This is a genomic window from Terasakiella sediminum (assembly GCF_033100395.1).
Classification (GTDB): domain Bacteria; phylum Pseudomonadota; class Alphaproteobacteria; order Rhodospirillales; family Terasakiellaceae; genus Terasakiella.
Genome location: NZ_JAWLVJ010000010.1, coordinates 132,668 through 152,390, shown reverse-complemented (window position 1 = coordinate 152,390; position 19,723 = coordinate 132,668). Strand labels below are relative to the sequence as shown.

Below are 19,723 nucleotides of genomic sequence, written 5' to 3'. Positions count from 1 at the left end.
TTTCATAAGACATAAGCATATGCTTAAGGCATAGCCTTAAGCCTCCTTAGGCTATGTCAGGGTGTCCGGTCCAAATGGGGGCTACTCCACAGACGGTCATGCGCACACTTCATAAAGGCTATAAAGCGCATTTGCGGAATAAAGCAGCCAAAGCAGAAGCGACCGAACAAGCCGATTAACGACGGCCCGAAACTTCAATGGATTTGATGATGTAGTCACCACCAGAGTTACGCATCATGAAGCCGGAAAAATCATCACGGAAACCTGTATCACGGGTCTGGATCAGGCGTTTGCCATCGACAGTGACCGTCATTTGACCCGATGTGTCACGCTCCCAAACCAGATCATGATATTTCTGATCTTCCAAAGAAAGCGTATTTGCACTGGCCACCACTTTAGAAGAGCTGGTGTAGTTGCGATAAAGCTGCAGGGCAGGGGTTTTGCCCGGACGATAGACCAGCTTATAGCCCGTATCGATTTTACTGCCCTGATAAGGGCCGAATTCAAATTGCCCACCGGTTTTCCAACTGGATAAATCCACACGCACCTTAAAAGCATTATTGATTTTTTCTGCGGTATAAATGGTCGCAGGCGTCACGGTTGTTGCCGGGGCCTGTTGTTGGGGTTGGGGCTGCGTTTCAATTTTGCCACCCAGAATCCCGATGATCCCGCCGATAATCTTTTCTTCCTTGGATAATTTGCGCTGCTGTGGTTGCGTTTCGGCAGCAGCTGTTGCTTCCACAAAGGATCGCAACCCATAGCCCGCTTCCACCCAATATTTACCACTTGCGACTTTCCAGATTGGATTGCGGGTATAATCCCCGTCACTGAAATCATCTTTAAAAATCAGGCTTTGCACAGCTGTTGACACGGACACAGCGCCATACTTCGCAACCAGACCTTCAAGGTCTTTCAGGAAATTGGGATCCGCCGCGCGTGCGTCTCTGGCTTTTTTGACAAGAACATTCAGCTCATCCAGCAATTTTTCCATCTGCTGGTTGGAGTGAACGGCGGGTTTATTGGGGTCAGACCAGGTGGAATAGCGACTATCCTGTGCCTGTGCTGAAAATGCCAAGGCGCTCAACGCCACACCCAAAACCAAACGCTTCATTTTTTGTCCTTCCCTTAACTCTGTCATTCCACCATTGGTGCGGAATCTTTGTCCACCAGATTCCGGCCTTCGCCGGAATGACGCAAAGAGAGTTATCTTATTACCCTGGAATGGTTTCTTCAATACGCGCAATCAAATCAGAGATGGTTTCTTCGTCCAGGCGGTTGATCCGGCGCGACAACAGGTTGGCGAGAAGCGTCGCATTGGCGGATTTATCCACCGTATCCACCACGATGCGCGGGTGCGATAGGGCTGCCAGGTCTTTCAATTCTTCTGCATCATCCCAGATCAGATGGAAATAGCCTGCCACCTGCATCACAAACCCGGGGCCGGGCTTGCCGCGCTTGCCATGTTCCAGCGCAGACAAATAGGCCGAAGACACTTCCAGGTCTTTCGCCATCTGTTTCATCGTGATGCCGCGGGATTTGCGTAATTCACGGACTTTTTCGCCAAAAGGAGTCATAAATTATACAGGTTTCAGTTAATTTCTGTGCTCTGTGATAATATATGCGGTGCCCAGATACCAGCTTTTTCTTTGAAATATTCTTCAAGTCCGCCAACGTTTTAGCAGAATATAGAGCGCGCCTTCACCCCCTTCAGACTTGGGCGCATAGGTAAAAGCAATGATTTTGGATCGCAGATGCGGCTGGTTCAGCCAATGGGGTACCATTTGACGCAGCACACCGATTTCACCGCTCAATCGCGTGCCTTTCCCCGTAATTACGGATACGCAACGTTTACCATGGGCAAAGGCATTATCGATAAACCGCATCAAAGCCGTGTGTGCCTGATCCTGGGTCAAGCCATGCAGGTCAAGACGACCTTCCATGGGCATTTTACCCCGGCGCAACTTATCCAGCGTGCGTTTATCCACCCCGGCTGCCTTGCCATGTTCCAACGCATGGAATTTTTTCCAGGATTCATCTGATCGATGAAAAGACAAAGGCTTGGCCGTATCAGGAAAAGGCCGGGTGGCAACGGGTTCGGGCATGGGGTCTGCACCGTCCATATCAACGGTGCGACCGGGCAGCGGGTTGACCTCATCGGTTACCTTTTTCCACAGCTGGGTTTCCCCGACGCTGAGACCCCGGCGTCTTTTTTCGCGTTTTTCCTGATATTTCGGGGGCTTAGCCATCGTCCTCTACCAACAGAATATGCAGCTTACGCGGCCCATGGGCCCCCAACAGCAAGGTCTGTTCGATATCAGCCGTGCGTGATGGACCCGTGACCCAGTTTAACGCACGCGGCATAAAGTCTTCTGAATTACTTTCGCGGCGCATGCGACCATAAACTGCTTCATAATCACCAACAAGATCAGAGGCTTTTAGCACAACAATATGGTAGTCCGGCAAGAAATTAAGCGTGGTTGGGCTGTTGGGTCCAGATTTTAACGCCAACGACCCGGTTTCTGCCACCCCGGCATAGGCCATCACCACCGCCACCAAATCATCGCCTGCGCTCGGCCCGGTGGTGACATCCAGTTTCGACCAGTCCATTTTTTGTAATTCTTCATGATCGGCGAGCCGCACGGCTTTGTCCAACTCATGACTTTTCAGATATTTCGCCACCCCATTGGGGACATTGTCGATGGACTTGATGCGCGAGACCGTGGTGTTGACTTCTTTTGCCATTTTGACAAACAGGCTGATCTGCGCCTTTAATTCACCTTGCCCCCGTTTTGGGATCAGGTTGCTTTTGGGTGAAGACAGGCGCGCTTCCAATGTGTCGCAATCATCGCGCTCAAACGCCCCGCGGCCCAAAGACCAACGCACACGCCCCAGGATATAATCACGTGAACTCATGATCTGCGCCCCCCTTTTTCGGACCAGAGCTGTTGGAAAGTCTTGCCTTCCGGTGCCGGGAAATCGCGTGATTTCGTCCAGGCTTTGGTCGCAGGCAGAGATTTGAAATGCCCGTTCTTGCGCCCCAGCATCCCCATCACACGGATTTTAAGCTTGGCGGCAAAATGGTACGCCTTGGGGCGCAAAGCCCAATAGGCCCACCAGCTCATCAACCATCGTTGCATAACCGGAACAGGTCCGTCTTCCCATTGTTTTTCTCGCCAGGAGCGCAGCATGCGGGGCAGGGGGATACGCACAGGACAGACTTCTTCACATTTACCGCACATGGTCGAGGCATTGGGCAAATCACATGCTTTATCCAAGCCATGAAGGGCAGGGGTGAGAACTGATCCCATCGGCCCCGGATAAATCGATCCATAGGCATGACCGCCCACAGACTGATAGACCGGGCAGTGGTTGATACAGGCCGAACAACGGATACAACGCAGCATGTCATGGGTTTCATGACCCAGCATGCGTGAACGGCCATTATCCAGAATCACCACATGAAATTCTTCTGGCCCATCCGGATCATTTTCTTTGGCCGGACCTGTGGAAAAAGTTGTATAGACCGATTGTTCCTGCCCCGTGGCTGAACGCGCCAGAACGCGCAGCAAGGTTGCGCAGTCATCCAGATTGGGCACCACCTTTTCGATGGAACACAAAACAATATGAACGCGCGGCAGAGTCTGGGTCAAATCCCCATTGCCTTCGTTGGTCACAATAACGGTAGAACCTGTCTCCGCAATCATGAAATTCGCCCCGGTTATGCCCACATCAGCGGCAATAAATTCCTTGCGCAACATGGTCCGGGCTTCTTTTAAAAGATCTTCCGGCTCGTCCAGGACGCGGTCTTTGGGCAGGTCGGTGTGGGTTTTGCGAAAAGCTTCTTCCACGTGGGATTTTCGCAAATGTATCGCAGGTGCAATGATATGGCTGGGCGGCTCATTCCTCAGCTGGATGATATATTCACCCAGGTCCGTTTCAACCGGAATTAATCCTTTTTCTTCAAGGTATTCATTGATCGCCATTTCTTCGCCGATCATGGATTTACCCTTGGTCACCGTCTTGGCATCCACAGATTTACAGATGTTATAGACCAATTCCCGGCCCATCTGGATGTCGCGCGCCCAATGAACCTTGCCGCCTGTTTCCTGCACCTTGGCTTCAAACCGTTCCAGATAGAAATCCAGATGACGCAGCGTATGATCCTTGATGTCACGCGCCTGATCACGCAAATCTTCAAATTCCGGCAAACGGGCTGCTGCGGCCAGCCGTTTTAGCGGAAAACCTGTGCCGAGCTTGGCGAGGGAGGCCTGAAGATCATCATCTTCCAGCGCTTTGGCTGCATTCTTTTTGAAATTATGGGAATTCAGCTCCATGACTTACTCCCCTCTTGAAATCGGGGCGACCTCATCGGTCATCCCGGCCAGAACTTCTGCCACATGGCGAACTTCTACAGTTTCGCCGCGACGCGTCATACGCCCGGCGATATTCATCAGGCAGCCCAAATCACCGCCCACCACCATATCAGCGCCCGTTTTGACAATATCATCACATTTATCATCGGTAATTCGGGTGGAAATGTCGGAATATTTCAGACAGAAGGTGCCACCAAACCCACAACAACGTTCAGCATTTTCACCTTCGACAATTTCAAGGCCGTCAACGGATTTCATCAGTTTGCGCGGCTGATCCTTAATCCCTAACTCGCGCAGGCCCGAACAGCTATCGTGGTAAGTGACTTTGCGGTCCAGGGCGGCTTCCACCTCTTTCACACCACAGACATCGGTCAGGAAAGAAAGCAGTTCATAAGTTTTTCTAGACAGATCAAGGGCGCGTTTGTGCCAGTCAGGGTCTTCTGAAAACAGTTCGGGGTAGTGTTCCTTGATCATGGCACCGCAGGACCCGCTGGGGGCAACCACATAATCAAAGCCTTCAAATTCTTCGATCACCATCTGCGCCATTTTACGCGCATTCGGTTTGTCGCCAGAATTAAAAGCGGGCTGGCCACAACAGGTTTGACGTTCCGGCACACAGATGGAACAGCCTGCCTCACTCATCAACTTCACGGCTGCAAAGGCAACGGTCGGGCGAAAGAGATCTACCAGACAGGTTACAAACAAGCCGACATTTTTTTCATTTCCAGACATAACGGTAGTATGATGCCGTTAAATCCATTACACAAGTACCTGTAAATACTTACTATCTCATGCGTTGGTACGTATATCGTCATGAAGGCAGACCTGAAGACATATTACAGCGATGGGCAGGATATCCAGTCCCCCTTTGATATTGCTGTCATCATCCCAACCCTGCTGCGCCCCTCTCTGGCCGTAGCGTTACGGTCTGTTTTTACACAGGATTTTAACGGACGCGTGCAAATCCTGATCGGGATTGATCATCCGGAACGAAATTTTAATTTTAAAGAGATTCTCAAAGAACGCCCCGACCATATGACCGTCACCCTTTTCTGGCCCGGTTATTCCACAAACACAAAACATGGCGGGCTGCATCATATCTTTGGCGGTGGCACTCTGCGCAGCACCTTAAGCTTCGTGGCCAATGCACGTGCGCTTTGTTATCTGGATGACGACAACTGGTTTGCCCCCAATCATCTTTCCAGCCTGCATACAGCCCTAGACGGTAAAGACTGGGCCTTTTCTTATCGATGGTTTGTGGACGAAAATACAGGCAAGGTCATCTGCCCGGACCGTTGGGAATCGGTTGGTCCAGGCGAAGGCGTCTTTGCCAACAATTTCAATGGCTTTGTAGACACAAATTGCCTGATGATCGACACAATCGCCTGTGCCCATCATCTTGCCGCCTGGTCCCTTGCCTTTAAAGATGGACGCGGGGCAGATCGGCATTTTTTTGACGTTCTTTCCAAAGAAAACCGTTATGGCACAAGCAAGCAAGTCACCTGCCATTACACAATTAAAACAAGCGATTCGAACCATCAGGCCCGGCTGGATTACATCAAAGGTAAAAACATCCCGACAGGCCCTGAAAACTATCCAAGCTGGAAACCGGCAGCAGACGCAGTGCCCCATACAAAAAGCAAAGTTAAAACCGCTGGATCCTGGCAGATTTTTGGGGATCACAGCCACCTGTTTGACTGTGCTGTCATCATCCCCACCATTGGCCGGGACAATCTGAAACGCGCTGTCCGTTCGATCTATCAGCAAGATTATCCGGGACGCGTGCAAATTTTGATCGGTCTGGATAACGGGACCTGGCCTCACGATTTGGAAAAAGGCTTGCCGGACAATATGGGACTGATCTTGTGTGATCCGGGCTATTCCACCTCCACCCGGCACGGTGGGGTGCATGAAGCCCATGACGGCGGAGCATTACGTTCGATCCTAAGCCTGATGGCCCATACGCCTTATGTGACCTATCTGGATGATGATAACTGGTGGCGAAAGAACCATTTGTCGTGTCTGACCAAAGCCATCAAAGACCATCATTATGCCTATACCACCCGCATGTTCGTCCATCCCGATGGCCAAACCGAGGTCACCCCGGATCATTGGGAATCCATTGGACCAGACAAAGGGCTCTATGCCTATAAGATGCGTGGTTTTGTTGACCCCAATTGTTTGATGGTCAACGTAAAATCCTGCATTAATGTTCTGCCGCTCTGGACAAAACCCATTGAAAATGATGAAGAAAAAATGTCAGCAGACCGTCGGGTCTTTCATTTTCTGGCAAGCAAAGCCAAAGGTGTACCCACAAATGAAGTCAGCGTTGATTACGTCATGAACGTAGATGACCCTATGCATCCGTTACGAACCATGTATCTGGGTCATCACTGGATCAACGCTGATATGGCATCACGACGCAAGCGGCTTTCGCTTACGCAGAAGCGGTAACAGTTCCACCGCCAGAATACAGCCAAACATCACCACACAGCCGATATAGCCTTCTGTGGTCAGACGGTCCCCCTGGATGATGGCGCCTGCAATAGCGGCAAAAACGATTTCCCCACTCATAATAATGGCGGCATCCGCCTGTGGCGTATGGCGTTGGGCGACGGCCTGCAAGGTAAAAGCCACCCCGATAGAAAGAATTCCGGCATAAAGCAGTTCTGGCCCTGCCCCCAAAATGCCATCCATGGTCATGGTTTCCATGCTCAAAGCCCCCGTCATTCCGATCACGGCGCAACAGGCAAACTGAATGGCAGCAACAAACACCGGGGTCTGGGTGGATTTGACCACAAAACCAATGACGATCACTTGCAAGGCCCAGAAGACAGAACCCGCAATTACCCACAGATCGCCCTTATTCAGCGCACTGAAACTACCGCCGGACAAATAGTAAGTGCCAACCATACAGCCAAAAGCAGCTGGCCAAATGCTCCAATGCGGCAATTTGCGCCAGAACACCAGCATGATCAGCGGTACCAGCGGCACATAAAGCCCGGTGAAAAAGCCTGCATTGGTAACAGAGGTATATTCCAGCCCGATCTGTTGAGAGACCGATCCGCTATAAAGAAAAACCCCACACAGCCCCATGCCGATCCAGTCTTTCGTAGCGATTGTCCCACCCGAAGCCTTATGACGCGCCAGTTCCCGCAGGCCAAAAGGCAGCACCACCAAGGCACCTAAAACAAAACGCAGACCCGTAAAGGTAAAAGGACCCACACTGTCCATCCCGGTTTGCTGAGCAACAAAAGCGGTGCCCCAGATAAAGGCAACGATCAGCAAAAGGAAATTGGCGCGAAGACGGCTCATAGTCAAAAATCTCGAAATTGTTGGGGGACGATACATTTGCCAAAAATGAACCACAGGGTCAAGAATATTGCACCGTTCTAAAAACTCATGCAGACTGCAAAGAAAAACATAACAATGGAATAGAATGAACTGGCGCGCTGAAACCTACAGGGAACTGCTTGATCAAGCCTATAAGGGATCGATCCCCACATCGGTCTTTTCCGTCTGTGCAGGCCTGATGATCGCGCTGATGCTGAGCGATCATATGTCCACGCCTGTCTTGAGTATCTGGCTTGCGCTGTTCTTAGGTACCCAATTCCTGCGCGCTTTCACCGCGCAACGCTATCAAAAGGCCAAACCAAACGACGCTTTTAAATATTGGGAAAAGTGGATTTATATCAGCGTCATTCCCTCATCCGTCATGTGGGGCGTACTGCCCATCCTGTCTTTCCCCCATATCGACGCCATGGACCGTGTGATTATCTCTGTCTTTCTTTCCACTGCGCCAACCGCGCAGCTTCATGCCATTGGCAGTATCTTCCGTTTGTGGCTGATTTCCATGGTCCTGCTGCTCATTCCCATGTGTCTGACCTGGTTGTTCTTTGGCTTTGAAGGCACCGTGCTTGGATTGATCGGTCTGCTTTATGCGGCCTATCTCTTTGGCCTTGCCAAAACCTTTTCCAAACTGATGGGCGACAAAATTGAACTGAGCTTCGTGGCCCATGATACCTCCAAAGCGAAATCAACCTTTCTCGCCACCGCCAGCCATGATCTGCGCCAGCCCTTACATGCCATCACCATGTCACTGGCCGCCGCCCTTGCCCGCTTAACCGGAAAGGACAATCCAACCAAGGAAGAGGTCAAATCCGCCGTTCATTCCATCCGCGCAGCCGATACATCAGTAGACGGATTGTCCCGTCTGCTGAATGCCCTGTTGGATATTTCCAAAATTGAATCAGGCACGTTAAAGCCTAGCCTTGCCAAAATTCCGCTAACCAACCTGTTGGAACATATCGCCCAGACCTACCAACCCCGTGCTCTGGAAAAAGGTATCCGCCTGAAGGTCATGCCTTGCAGCCTGAATGTCCATTGTGATCCGGTTTTCTTACAACGCATCATTGGCAATCTGGTATCAAATGCGGTCCAGCATACGGAAAAAGGGCGTGTGCTGGTGGGGTGTAAGCGGCAAAAAGACAAGGTCATCATTCAGGTTATTGATGACGGCCCCGGCATTGCGCCTGAAAAATTTCGCGATATTTTCAGTCAGTTTAACCAGTTGGATAACCCGGGGCGCCAACCTGCAAACGGGCAGGGACTTGGGCTTTCCATTGCTGATGGCCTGTCGTGCGCCCTTGATCTGACCATCAGCGTTAATTCCGAAGTAGGTAAAGGATCTGCCTTTTATCTGGAAGTCCCGCTTAGTCAGGTTGAAGCAGAAACAAAAGACACAAAAACCCCACGGGTCAGCAACCGCAAAACTCATCTGGTGGTTTTGCTGGAACCCAACAGTACGATTTTGGATGAAACGGCCGTGCAAATCCGCGAATGGGGATATCGGGTGCTGGCCTTTCAGTCCACCGAAGAAGCCCAGTCTTTGCGCATCATGCCCAACCTGTTGATCACGGCGCAGGATTTCCCCAACGGGCTGACCGGGCTTGAAGCCAGCAATATCCTATGCGGGACCTGGAAAACACAGGCCCCGACACTGATGATGATTTCTGATTTTAGCCCCGAAAAAATTATCGAGGCCACACAGACCAACTGCAAACTCATCCCCAGCCCGCCGGACCCCAAAGAGTTCCGACAGACCATTCAGGAAATGATTACGTCTTAAACGCCACCCGGTTTTTTCTCGGCACGTTTACGCACATGCGGGTCCAGGTGATATTTGCGTAAACGGATGTTATCCGGCGTAACTTCAACCAGTTCATCATCCTGAATATAGGCAATCGCATCTTCCAGTGTGATCGGACGTGGCGGAGTCAAACGGATGGCATCATCCTTGCCGGACGCACGGTGGTTGGTCAGTTGTTTCGCCTTCATGGCGTTGACTTCCAGGTCCGTACCCTTCGCGTGTTCACCGATGATCATCCCTTGGTAAATCTTAGTCTGCGGGCTAACGAACAACGGGCCACGGCCTTCAAGGTTCGCCAATGCATAACCAACAGCCGCGCCATCAACCATGGAAATCAAAACACCGTTGCGACGCCCGGGGATATCACCGGCATACGGGCCAAAGTGGTGGAAAGTACGCGCCATAATGCCGGTACCACGTGTTTCGGTTAAGAATTCCCCGTGATACCCGATCAGGCCACGCGCAGGTGCATGGAAGGTCAGACGAGTCTTGCCACCACCGGATGGACGCATTTCTGTCATTTTACCTTTACGGATGGACAGACTTTCCACCACGATACCGGAGAATTCTTCATCCACATCAATCTGGACTTCTTCAAACGGTTCCAGCTTGTCACCTGTTTCCGGGTCTTCCTGGATCAGAACGCGTGGACGTGAAATACCCAGCTCAAAGCCTTCGCGGCGCATGGTTTCGATGATCACACCCAACTGCAATTCACCACGACCGGCAACTTCAAAGCTGTCAGCGTTTTCAGTTTCCTTGACCGTAATAGCAACGTTGCCCTCAGCCTCAGCCAACAGACGATCACGGATCATACGCGAGGTGACTTTGGAACCTTCCTGACCTGCAAGCGGTGAATCGTTGACAGAGAATGTCATGGCAAGGGTTGGCGGATCAATTGGCTGTGCTTTCAATGGCACATCCAGTTCCGGTGCACACAATGTGTCAGCCACGTTCGCCTTGGTCAGACCCGCAACGGCAACGATGTCACCGGCGTGGGCTTCTTCAACCGGCACACGGTCCACACCACGGAAAGACAGCAGCTTGGTGATACGTGCCTGTTCGATGGTTTCGCCTTCAACAGACATGGCTTTAAGTTGCTGGTTGACTTTAAACGTCCCGGTTTGCACACGACCTGTCAGGATGCGACCCAAAAACGGATCGGATTCCAATGTTGTCGCCAGCATGGAGAACGGCTTGTCCATTTCACAGACGGGTTCCTGAACATGTTCCAGGATCAGATCAAACAGAGGTGTCAGATCGGAACGTTCCCCGTCCGGTGTTTCTGCAGCCCAGCCGTTTTTGCCAGAGGCAAACAATGTCGGGAAATCCAGCTGGTCATCATCGGCTTCAAGCGCTGTAAACAGGTCAAAACATTCATCCTGCACTTCATATGGACGGGCATCAGGACGGTCAGCCTTGTTCACAACAACGATGGGCTTCAGACCCAGCTTCAATGCTTTACCTGTTACGAACTTGGTCTGTGGCATCGGACCTTCAGCTGCATCAACCAACAGAACCACACCATCAACCATAGACAGGATGCGCTCAACCTCACCGCCAAAATCAGCGTGACCCGGGGTATCCACGATATTGATGCGCACATCTTTCCACTCAACAGAGGTACATTTCGCCAGAATGGTGATGCCACGCTCTTTCTCGATATCGCCGCTATCCATCACACGTTCTTCAACCTTCTGGTTGTCGCGGAATTGGCCACTCTGTTTCATAAGTTCGTCAACCAGTGTCGTTTTACCATGGTCAACGTGTGCGATAATCGCAATATTGCGAAGTTCCATCTGTCGTATCCTGAAAAGGGGGTCATTGAATTTGGGCGGACTATACGCTGATCTGGAAAAACAGCAAGCCTTGATATTCAGAACATAAAATGAATACAGGATTAATATCCTTGACTTCTGCAGAAATTTTCGTTACAGTCGCCCCCCAGTCAACAGCAGAACTGTGTCTTGACCTCTCCTTACCCTTATACAGGTTCATATTTTTGTAGTGCTGCTTTCCCGGAAAGCTGTTCAGTCAATTCATGTGCCTTGTTTTTTGCACCTGTAAAAACGTGAATGGAACAAATCATTCACCCATTGCGTAAATAAATTTCACCAATGTGCAAAAAAGAATAAATTAACCCTCTAACTCGTTCATATTGGCGACTACAATATGGTCAGAGGTCACAATGAAATCAGTCGTTACATTTTTCAGATTAATCTTATGGAACTTTTGGCTATTGCCATTATTTCTATGCCTGTCGTCTGTGATTATCATCTCTCTTGTTGGTCACGCCTACGCCAATGAGACGTTCATTGCCGTATTTATTCTTTATTTTCTCATTGAATTTCTAAAAAGGAAATCCAAAAATGGCAAATCTAACTCCCTTGACTAAGAAGCGCTCAATTGTTGGAAATTACCTGAATCTATTCAAGTTCCCTTACCAGACGAATACCTGTCGTACTTAAACCCACATCAAAATTTTGTGTATCAATTGCAGATACAAAGGTGAAAGATTTTAAATCCGTCAAATAGTGCGCCCCTCTCAAAACACGGCGATCACAGTTCCCCTCAAACCAAGCAGAGCCATCACTCGGGGCCCCTTCATAGGAATCATGATCACAATCCTGCGTCCATTCCGCTAAATTACCCAACATATCATAAAGACCAAAGGGATTTGGCGCACGCGTCCCCACGACTCTCAAGCGGGGGATACGTTCTTTATCCAAACGCCAAAAAAGAAATTTAATATACAGGTCATAAGCTGTAACGGCTTTATCATAATCCGGCTCCGTCCCCCACCAATAAGGCGTTGTCGTACCTGCACGCGCTGCAAACTCCCATTCCGCGGATGTCGGAATACGGTATGTATGACCTGTCTTTTCAGATAACCATTGCACATACATATTTGCCATTTCTAAAGATTGACCTTGTTGCGGATAACGTCCACTGCCCTTTCCTATCGCCCATTTCTCCCGAAGATAACGTGGCTGACTTCCCCCAAAATAGCAAACACCTGCGGCGTAGCATTTCTCCCAATCTTCAATAGTCAACTCAAACCGCGCCATCGCAAAGGATTTTGCAATCGTCACCTTATGAACAGGTGCAACTGAATGTTCCGACTTGTAAATATAATAGCTGCCCTTTGCTGCATCCCGTTTAGTGTCTTCATTTTCTTCTGCCCCCATCATGAAAGACCCGGATGGAATAACCACCATTTCAGGACAATCCGGACAGTCTCTAAAGACCGTGCCGGGTGATAAATCTTTGCTGTGACCTTTTGAAAACGACAGCAAGAACGCCAAAAACACCAAACCAAAAAACTTCATCTTTTCCTACTTTTCCTTCAAGTCCGGTTCCCTTGAAAGAGAACCCATCAACCATGGAACCCTTTGATCCCGAATGAAAGGACAAACACATGAACAATCCCCAAAAGGATTATCAGATTCACATATTTGCTGACCCGACATCAAAGACGGGCCACTTTGCTATTGGTATAAAAGGACCAGACGGAAAATTTCTTGGTACAATACCCATTGCTGGAAAATACCCTAAAAATAGCCTAAAAGCCCTCTCAGGTGCTGGCGTCATCAAAGATGATTCAAATATGCCGCATTCTATTCCAAGAAGGCCAAACAGATATGAACGACGTAACAGAATCCGCCTACCAAAAATTTCTCCAACTATTCCTGTCACAAAACATCAAGCATTTCGTGCCATTGCCCTCATTGAAAACGAAATCCAGAACCCCAGCGATTACAGCTTACTATCTAACAACTGTGTCACTTTCGTAAATCATATTCTGGATAAAGTTGGGACAGGAAAACAACTAAAAGATCTATATCCGGAAAAGATACTCAAAAGAATCGGCAGGCTTCCTATTAATGCCGGAAGCTTTGCCGAACATGATATGACCGATGACGAACGCAAACAATTCCATGAAATCCGTGAATCACAAGAGCCTTTACACAATCAGGGTGCACAACTGGAACAACCCGACGGTCCCCTCATCGGCGGCAGTGGAAATGACATGCTGCAGGACCTGGACTCTCAAACCATCGAACAGGCCACAAATTTAAACCAGCAGGTTCAGGCAGCGCAAATGGTTGAAGCGGAAGGCACGCATATTCCCCTGGTAGCAGAAGCATTGCATCACGACGATGTCAAAGCCCTGCAAACTGCCCTGATCCGCAACCCCAATACTCCACAAAAAGAAGCCACCCAACAGGTTGTTCAGGATTGGTACAAACAGGCTCTGCCAGGTATCGCGCAATTTGATGACACGCGAAAAATGGTTCAACCCCCAACCCCGAAACGTCCGGCAAATATGGCGGCTTTGTTTGGTGATACACCGTCTTTTGTGCAGGCAAGCCAGGATAAAAAACCCGATGCCAAAGCCCGTTTGAAAGACCTGGAACAACGCGCCCGTCTGGCCAAAAAAGCCAAAAACGTTCCGCTTCCCGGTGGCGGGACATTGGCAGCATCTGAAAAGAAAACGACACGCGGTGAAACGGCTTTCCCCGTCGGTCTTTTAAAAGAACAAACCATGAATAAAGAGCAATCAGACGTCTATAGAAGACTGGAAAAGCAACGCCTTCAGGCCCTGGATGAAACGCCCCTTCTTGCCATGCAAGCCGCGCAACCCGCCACCACAGACGACATCAAAGCCCCACAGATCACCCCACCAAAGCCTGCGCCGCAGATTGATGAAAATGACCTGGGCGATGGATTTGCCGATATCGCAGATGGGGAGGTTTTGGGCGGTTTGTCCGATGTCTCCCAGTCTTTCCGCGAATTTGCCCCGACCTATAAAGGGATCAATTCAGCCGATGCTTTGTCCGGTGGCTTTGATGCGGCCCAACAGTTTCAGGGTGGTGATAAACTGGGCGGTGCCCTCAGTCTCGCCAATACCGGTTTGAATATGTATCAGGACTATTCAAACTTTCAGAATATGCAGGACCTGTCAGCCAATGGTGGAAGCGCGGCCTCCGGGGCCATGGGTGCAAGTGGTGCAGCCGGACAACGGGTCATCTGTACCGAACTTCATGCCCAGGGGCTGATGGCAGACGATCTTTATAAACTGGATGTGGCCTTTACCAAACGCTGCCTGTCGCCAGTTACGGTTCGCGGGTATCACCTCTGGGCCATTCCGCTGGTCAGAAAAATGCGCAAAAACCGATTGCTGACCCGTTTGATCCAGCCTTTTGCCACATGGCGCGCCAAGGAAATCGCCTATTTGATGGGAGCACGAGATCGCGGACATTTTGGTGGCATGATGGTGCGCTTAATTGGCGAGCCCCTGTGTTTTCTACTTGGTCTGTTTTGCGCTGAAAAAAACTGGCAGGAACTCTATAGCTAAAACACAAAAAGCCCCCCTGGACAGTCTCGGTCCAGGAGGGCTTTTTTAATTCATTTTGCCTTACGACAGTGCTTTCCCGGCCAGGTCTGCAAGGTCCGCTTCGGGACGCGCCCCATAATGGCTGATAATTTCAGCAGAACAGATGGAACCAAGACGTGCACAGGTGCCCATGTCGAAATTCTTGGTGTAACCAAACAGGAACCCTGCCGCATAAGCATCGCCGGCACCCGTTGTATCGACAACTTTTTCCACAGGTTCACAATCCACCACATGGATTTCATTGCCTGCAATCACAACAGAGCCTTTGTCACCCCGTGTAAGCGCCGCGACAGAACATTTGTCACGCACACACTGAAGGGCCGCATCAAACGTATCCACTTCGTAAAGGGACATGATCTCATCTTCATTGGCGAACAGAATATCCACGTGATGTTCCACCAGATCCTGGAAAGATTTACGGTGACGATCCACACAGAAAGCATCAGACAGGCTAAGTGAAACCTGACGGTCTGCCTTATGCGCCGCCATAGAGGCTTTCAGGAAAGCTTCCTTGGCGTGATCCGGGTCCCACAGGTAGCCTTCAAGATATGTCACCGCACCACGCGCGATATAATCAGGGTCAATATCATCCGGTGTCAGGTTCACACAGGCACCCAGGAAAGTGTTCATGGTACGTTGGGCATCATCTGTCACCAAAATCAGACAACGCGCTGTGCTTGGACCACTTGTGGACAGTTTGGAAGAGAAATCAACGCCAGCTGCCTTGATGTCATGGGCAAAGATTTTCCCCAGACCATCGTCTTTGACCTTGCCGATAAAGGCAGATTTTGATCCCAGATTTGCCAGACACGCAATCGTGTTGGCCGCAGATCCGCCGGAACATTCCACACCGGGGCCCATCTGGTCGTAAAGTCTGTCGGCTTGAGAGGCATCAATCAATGCCATAGAGCCTTTGGTCAGGCCATGTTCCGTTAAAAACGCATCATCAGAATGGCTTAGGACATCCACAATCGCGTTGCCGATACCGATAACGTCAAAATCTATATCCGACATATTTACTTCTCCAAGAATTCGAAATTTACGCGCGAGTATAGGGAGATTGTTTCAGACAACAAGCATAATTGACGTTTTTTAAGTTGTCTCAAATCCCGGAACGCGTATCATTGGTAAAAAGAAGCCAGTACCGGGGAATAATGGCTGAGAAAAACTACATATCATCAAATGCCAGACATTGGTTGGTTCTGGCTGTCGCAAGTGCCATTTTACTGCTGGTAGGATGGCTAGGGGCAAATGCATCCCAAAAATCCACCACACGGGAATTTCAGCAGCATCTCGCAGAAAAAGCAGAACTTTTTAAAAGCTATCTGGAAGGCGAGCTGGATAAGGTCGGGCTGGTCAGCGATATGCTCGCCCACCATCCATTATTGGAAACGGTTTTGTTGGAAAAAAACAATAACGCCACCCTGTTTGAAGCCAACCAGTTTTTGAAACACACCAATGACAAGCTAAAGACATCCGATATTTTTGTTATGGATACCAATGGCTTGACCATTGCCGCCAGCAATTATGAAAAAGAAAAAACTTTCATTGGTAAAAATTACGCCTTTCGTCCCTATTTCACCCAGGCCATGGAAGAAGAAAAAGGTGAATTTGTCGCCATTGGCATAACATCAAACAAGCTTGGCTATTACATTTCCCGCGCGATTTACAGTGACAAGAAACTGTTGGGCGTGGTGGTTGCCAAGATCGATTTTGATCAGTTGCGCAATCTGACCAATAACCAACATAGCGATTTTGCCATCGCTGACAACAAAGGGGTGATTTTCTTTAGCTCCAACGAGAATTTCACGCTTAAATCCCTCGGTACCATTTCGGCTAAAAACCGACTTTATATCGCACGTACCAAACAATATCCCATCGCCCGCATCACGCCTTTAAACCTGAAAACGGTGAAAGGGGAGCTAAAAGACGCGACATCTATCACGATTTCCAACAAAAAATATCTCTTTAATCAAGCAAATCTAGAAGGGCCCGACTGGTCGATTATGATGATCAGTTCTGTGCGCAAAATTCAGAATACAGCAATTACCACGGGCGTGCTGATTGCCTCAATCGTCTTTATTCTGTTTGTAGCTTCTTACATGATCTACAAGCGGCGTCAGGATAATACTCGGCTGCAGACCATTGTGGAAAACCTGCCCAGTGGCGTGACCCTGTTTGAAGATGACCTGCAAATGCTGATCTGTAATGAAAAGCTGAAGGACTTGCTGGATTTCCCACCGGAATATTTCCGAAATGGCCTGCCCAACATGAAACAGCTGCTGAAATACAATGCAGATCGCGGGGAATATGGACCGGGCGACCCGGATCGATTGACCCGCGAGGCTCTTGAAAAAATCTCGCAGAAACAAGACCATGTGTTTGAACGCACCCGCCCCAATGGCACAGTGCTGGAAGTGCGTGGCAAATGGCTGGAAAATGCCTTTGTCACCACCTACACCGATATCACCGATCGCAAAATGGCGGAAGACAAAGCCAAGCGCAATGCCTCCTACCTTCAGGCCTTGTTGCAAAATCTGGATCAGGGGGTGACGGTTATTGATGAAAACCTGGATATCATCTTCTGGAACAAGGCCTTTTTCAGCCTGCTGGAACTGCCGGACCATCTGATGAAACCAGTTATGCGATACGAAGATCTGATCCGATATAACGCAGAACGCGGCGAATATGGACCAGGTGATCCAGAACAGCAGGTACAGATGCGCGTTCAGGCCTCTCTAAAGTTTGAGCCCCATCACTTTGAACGTACCCGCCCGGATGGCCGCACGCTGGAAGTGATCGGCAAGCCCCTGACCATTGACGGAAAATCCGTTGGTTTTATCACCACTTATGTGGATATCACCGAACATAAACGCATGGCCGTTCGCCTGCGCCAGATGGCCAATACGGATGTGTTGACCGAAACCAACAATCGACGTCATTTCACATCGCTTTTATCGCGGGAAATCAAACGGTGTGAACGCACCGGACATTCCCTGTCTATCCTGTTGCTGGATGTGGATCACTTTAAATCCATCAACGATAATTACGGTCACGGCGTTGGCGATCAGGTTTTGAAGAAATTTACCAAAACCTGTGAAGAAGCGTTACGAAATATCGATATTATGGGCCGTATGGGCGGGGAAGAGTTCTGTATCTTTATGCCAGAAACCGGACGCGACGGCGCATTCGTTCTGGCTGAACGTATCCGCCAGTCTGTTGAAAAAATGACGCTGGAAGATGACCACGGCGAACCGGTCACCATTACAGTTTCCATTGGGGTCGGCATTTACGACACCGTGCTGGATGATCGGGTGGAAGACCTGATCAAGCGCGCAGACAAAGCGCTTTATCAAGCCAAATCCCGTGGACGAAATATGGTCTGTTAACGACCCAGATATCCCGTTTCAATATCCTTGATCAGGCCGACAGAGGCTTCTTCAATCAGATCAAGTACATAATCAAAGCCCGCAGGTCCCCCATAATAAGGGTCCGGCACTTCTTCTTCGGGGCTGTCGGCATAAAATGTCAGGAACATATGCAGACGGTCTTCATAGCCGTCCGGGCACATCTGCTGAAGTTTGGCATAGTTGGATCGATCCATCGCCAGAACATAGTCAAACTGGATAAAATCTTTAGGCGTGACCTGACGGGCTTTCAGGGTTGAAATATCAACCCCGCGAATAGAAGCCGCTTTAGTCGCGCGTTCATCAGGCGGACCGCCCACATGCCAGTCACTGGTACCCGCTGAATCTGCAATAATTTCTGATTTCAGGCCCTTTTTTTCGACCAGATCACGAAAGACACCCTCTGCACTGGGTGAACGACAAATGTTGCCAAGACAGACAAACAGCACTTTGACCATAAGTCCTCCCTTCCTTTTTTTGTTTTTTTATCGTGTTTGCAGGCTACTATGGAAGGAAATGATTACAGGTGCAACCATGAACATACATATCGATCCAGAAGGCACAATCGTTATCCTGACAGGGGCTGGCATTTCACGGGAATCCGGACTGGATACCTTTCGCTGCAAAGGCGGGATCTGGGATCAGGTCGATCTTGAAGATGTCGCAACACCCGAAGGCTTCCAGCGCAATCCGAAGATGGTGCAGGATTTCTATAACGCCCGGCGTGCCCAGCTGGTCGAAGACAAACCCGAACCCAACCCTGGACATCTGGCTTTGGCAAGGCTGGAAAGAGAATGGCCCGGGCGCGTGCTGATCGTTACGCAAAATATCGACAATCTGCACGAAGCCGCAGGCAATAAAAACATCATCCATATGCATGGCGAACTGATGAAAATCCGCTGCAATCATTGTGGAGAGATTTTACATTGGGAAGAAAATTTGGACCCCGGTGATCCGTGCCCCGCCTGCAGCCAAACCGGAACCCTGCGCCCCCACGTCGTCTGGTTCGGCGAAATCCCGCTGCAGATGGAAGAAATTTACGAAGCCCTGGAAGACGCCGACCTTTTCATGTCCATCGGAACATCCGGCAACGTCTATCCAGCAGCTGGTTTCGTCCAGGCTGTCCGCCAAATGGGCGACTGCCACACCGTTGAACTCAACCTCGATCCTTCCGAAGGCGCAACACTATTTGAGGAAACGATTTATGGTCCTGCAAGCGAGGTTGTGCGGACATATGTGGAGAAGTTATTAGGGAAGTAAACCGCTTAGGGCTACATTTTAAAACTCTAATTTTCCAAATTGGAAACATTTAAGTGTTTTTTAAAATATATGAATGCAAACAATATATTTGCACTTCAGCTTTTTTTAAAAAGGCATACTGAAGCACCTTCCACGG

At 49.7% G+C, this 19,723-nt stretch carries 16 protein-coding genes; 5 read left to right on the top strand and 11 right to left on the bottom strand.

Features of this window, described 5'->3' with window-relative positions:
* Positions 1-175: 175 nt before the first annotated feature.
* From RYZ26_RS10030 to RYZ26_RS10005, 6 genes are all read right to left on the bottom strand, one after another.
* A complete protein-coding gene (locus RYZ26_RS10030) occupies positions 176-1,111 on the bottom strand; it encodes a hypothetical protein (protein WP_317683067.1) in 936 nt (311 codons plus the stop codon).
* 100 nt (positions 1,112-1,211) lie between these two features.
* Positions 1,212-1,574, bottom strand: a complete 363-nt coding sequence (locus RYZ26_RS10025) for a helix-turn-helix domain-containing protein (RefSeq protein WP_317683066.1) — start codon at positions 1,572-1,574, stop codon at positions 1,212-1,214.
* A gap of 84 nt (positions 1,575-1,658) precedes the next feature.
* Positions 1,659-2,246 (bottom strand): Smr/MutS family protein, encoded by a 588-nt coding sequence (locus RYZ26_RS10020; RefSeq protein ID WP_317683065.1) that lies wholly within the window; start codon positions 2,244-2,246, stop codon positions 1,659-1,661.
* The gene (locus tag RYZ26_RS10015) at positions 2,239-2,913 is read right to left on the bottom strand and encodes a LutC/YkgG family protein (protein WP_317683064.1); all 675 of its coding nucleotides are present in this window, start codon (positions 2,911-2,913) and stop codon (positions 2,239-2,241) included. Before RYZ26_RS10015 ends, RYZ26_RS10020 begins: the two co-directional genes overlap by 8 nt.
* Complete coding sequence (locus RYZ26_RS10010) at positions 2,910-4,334, bottom strand: LutB/LldF family L-lactate oxidation iron-sulfur protein (RefSeq protein ID WP_317683063.1); 1,425 nt, start codon at positions 4,332-4,334, stop codon at positions 2,910-2,912. Before RYZ26_RS10010 ends, RYZ26_RS10015 begins: the two co-directional genes overlap by 4 nt.
* A gap of 3 nt (positions 4,335-4,337) precedes the next feature.
* A complete protein-coding gene (locus RYZ26_RS10005) occupies positions 4,338-5,105 on the bottom strand; it encodes a (Fe-S)-binding protein (protein ID WP_317683062.1) in 768 nt (255 codons plus the stop codon).
* 81 nt (positions 5,106-5,186) lie between these two features.
* On the opposite strand from RYZ26_RS10005, the gene RYZ26_RS10000 reads away from it, so the two are divergent.
* Positions 5,187-6,827 carry a glycosyltransferase family A protein gene (locus RYZ26_RS10000; RefSeq protein WP_317683061.1) on the top strand — a complete coding sequence of 547 codons (1,641 nt, stop codon included), beginning with the start codon at positions 5,187-5,189 and terminating at the stop codon, positions 6,825-6,827.
* On the opposite strand, the gene RYZ26_RS09995 is transcribed toward RYZ26_RS10000, so the two are convergent.
* Positions 6,789-7,688 carry a DMT family transporter gene (locus RYZ26_RS09995; RefSeq protein WP_317683060.1) on the bottom strand — a complete coding sequence of 300 codons (900 nt, stop codon included), beginning with the start codon at positions 7,686-7,688 and terminating at the stop codon, positions 6,789-6,791. The genes RYZ26_RS10000 and RYZ26_RS09995 overlap by 39 nt on opposite strands.
* Before the next feature lie 124 nt (positions 7,689-7,812).
* On the opposite strand from RYZ26_RS09995, the gene RYZ26_RS09990 reads away from it, so the two are divergent.
* On the top strand, positions 7,813-9,501 hold the full coding sequence (locus tag RYZ26_RS09990; RefSeq protein WP_317683059.1) for an ATP-binding response regulator: 1,689 nt from the start codon (positions 7,813-7,815) through the stop codon (positions 9,499-9,501).
* Here the strand turns inward: RYZ26_RS09990 and typA are convergent.
* Positions 9,498-11,321 carry a translational GTPase TypA gene (gene typA, locus RYZ26_RS09985; RefSeq protein ID WP_317683058.1) on the bottom strand — a complete coding sequence of 608 codons (1,824 nt, stop codon included), beginning with the start codon at positions 11,319-11,321 and terminating at the stop codon, positions 9,498-9,500. The genes RYZ26_RS09990 and typA overlap by 4 nt on opposite strands.
* A gap of 627 nt (positions 11,322-11,948) precedes the next feature.
* Entirely contained in the window at positions 11,949-12,851 is a 903-nt protein-coding gene (locus RYZ26_RS09980; protein WP_317683057.1) for a formylglycine-generating enzyme family protein, read from the bottom strand.
* 581 nt (positions 12,852-13,432) lie between these two features.
* Between RYZ26_RS09980 and RYZ26_RS09975 the strand changes: the two genes are divergently transcribed.
* On the top strand, positions 13,433-14,881 hold the full coding sequence (locus tag RYZ26_RS09975; RefSeq protein WP_317683056.1) for a hypothetical protein: 1,449 nt from the start codon (positions 13,433-13,435) through the stop codon (positions 14,879-14,881).
* A 60-nt stretch (positions 14,882-14,941) separates the two neighbouring features.
* Here the strand turns inward: RYZ26_RS09975 and RYZ26_RS09970 are convergent, their stop codons facing one another.
* Positions 14,942-15,934, bottom strand: coding sequence for an adenosine kinase (locus RYZ26_RS09970; RefSeq protein ID WP_317683055.1), 993 nt, complete (start codon positions 15,932-15,934; stop codon positions 14,942-14,944).
* 140 nt (positions 15,935-16,074) lie between these two features.
* Here RYZ26_RS09970 and RYZ26_RS09965 point away from each other — a divergent pair, with 140 nt between their 5' ends.
* Complete coding sequence (locus tag RYZ26_RS09965) at positions 16,075-18,309, top strand: PAS-domain containing protein (protein ID WP_317683054.1); 2,235 nt, start codon at positions 16,075-16,077, stop codon at positions 18,307-18,309.
* Here RYZ26_RS09965 and RYZ26_RS09960 read toward each other — a convergent pair.
* The gene (locus tag RYZ26_RS09960) at positions 18,306-18,785 is read right to left on the bottom strand and encodes a low molecular weight protein-tyrosine-phosphatase (protein WP_317683053.1); all 480 of its coding nucleotides are present in this window, start codon (positions 18,783-18,785) and stop codon (positions 18,306-18,308) included. The two genes, RYZ26_RS09965 and RYZ26_RS09960, sit on opposite strands and share 4 nt — an antisense overlap.
* Positions 18,786-18,861: 76 nt before the next feature.
* Here RYZ26_RS09960 and cobB point away from each other — a divergent pair, with 76 nt between their 5' ends.
* Entirely contained in the window at positions 18,862-19,587 is a 726-nt protein-coding gene (gene cobB / locus RYZ26_RS09955) for a Sir2 family NAD+-dependent deacetylase (RefSeq protein ID WP_317683052.1), read from the top strand.
* Positions 19,588-19,723 lie beyond the last annotated feature (136 nt).

What these genes read in the sequence shown, in the direction of transcription:
- RYZ26_RS09990 (WP_317683059.1), top strand. Translation starts at nt 7,813, where the DNA reads ATGAACTGGCGCGCTGAAACCTACAGGGAACTGCTTGATCAAGCCTAT.
- RYZ26_RS09980 (WP_317683057.1), bottom strand. Translation starts at nt 12,851, where the DNA reads ATGAAGTTTTTTGGTTTGGTGTTTTTGGCGTTCTTGCTGTCGTTTTCA.
- RYZ26_RS10010 (WP_317683063.1), bottom strand. Translation starts at nt 4,334, where the DNA reads ATGGAGCTGAATTCCCATAATTTCAAAAAGAATGCAGCCAAAGCGCTG.
- RYZ26_RS10025 (WP_317683066.1), bottom strand. Translation starts at nt 1,574, where the DNA reads ATGACTCCTTTTGGCGAAAAAGTCCGTGAATTACGCAAATCCCGCGGC.
- RYZ26_RS09960 (WP_317683053.1), bottom strand. Translation starts at nt 18,785, where the DNA reads ATGGTCAAAGTGCTGTTTGTCTGTCTTGGCAACATTTGTCGTTCACCC.
- RYZ26_RS10000 (WP_317683061.1), top strand. Translation starts at nt 5,187, where the DNA reads ATGAAGGCAGACCTGAAGACATATTACAGCGATGGGCAGGATATCCAG.
- RYZ26_RS09970 (WP_317683055.1), bottom strand. Translation starts at nt 15,934, where the DNA reads ATGTCGGATATAGATTTTGACGTTATCGGTATCGGCAACGCGATTGTG.
- RYZ26_RS10030 (WP_317683067.1), bottom strand. Translation starts at nt 1,111, where the DNA reads ATGAAGCGTTTGGTTTTGGGTGTGGCGTTGAGCGCCTTGGCATTTTCA.
- RYZ26_RS09995 (WP_317683060.1), bottom strand. Translation starts at nt 7,688, where the DNA reads ATGAGCCGTCTTCGCGCCAATTTCCTTTTGCTGATCGTTGCCTTTATC.
- typA (WP_317683058.1), bottom strand. Translation starts at nt 11,321, where the DNA reads ATGGAACTTCGCAATATTGCGATTATCGCACACGTTGACCATGGTAAA.
- RYZ26_RS10015 (WP_317683064.1), bottom strand. Translation starts at nt 2,913, where the DNA reads ATGAGTTCACGTGATTATATCCTGGGGCGTGTGCGTTGGTCTTTGGGC.
- RYZ26_RS09975 (WP_317683056.1), top strand. Translation starts at nt 13,433, where the DNA reads ATGACCGATGACGAACGCAAACAATTCCATGAAATCCGTGAATCACAA.
- cobB (WP_317683052.1), top strand. Translation starts at nt 18,862, where the DNA reads ATGAACATACATATCGATCCAGAAGGCACAATCGTTATCCTGACAGGG.
- RYZ26_RS10020 (WP_317683065.1), bottom strand. Translation starts at nt 2,246, where the DNA reads ATGGCTAAGCCCCCGAAATATCAGGAAAAACGCGAAAAAAGACGCCGG.
- RYZ26_RS09965 (WP_317683054.1), top strand. Translation starts at nt 16,075, where the DNA reads ATGGCTGAGAAAAACTACATATCATCAAATGCCAGACATTGGTTGGTT.
- RYZ26_RS10005 (WP_317683062.1), bottom strand. Translation starts at nt 5,105, where the DNA reads ATGTCTGGAAATGAAAAAAATGTCGGCTTGTTTGTAACCTGTCTGGTA.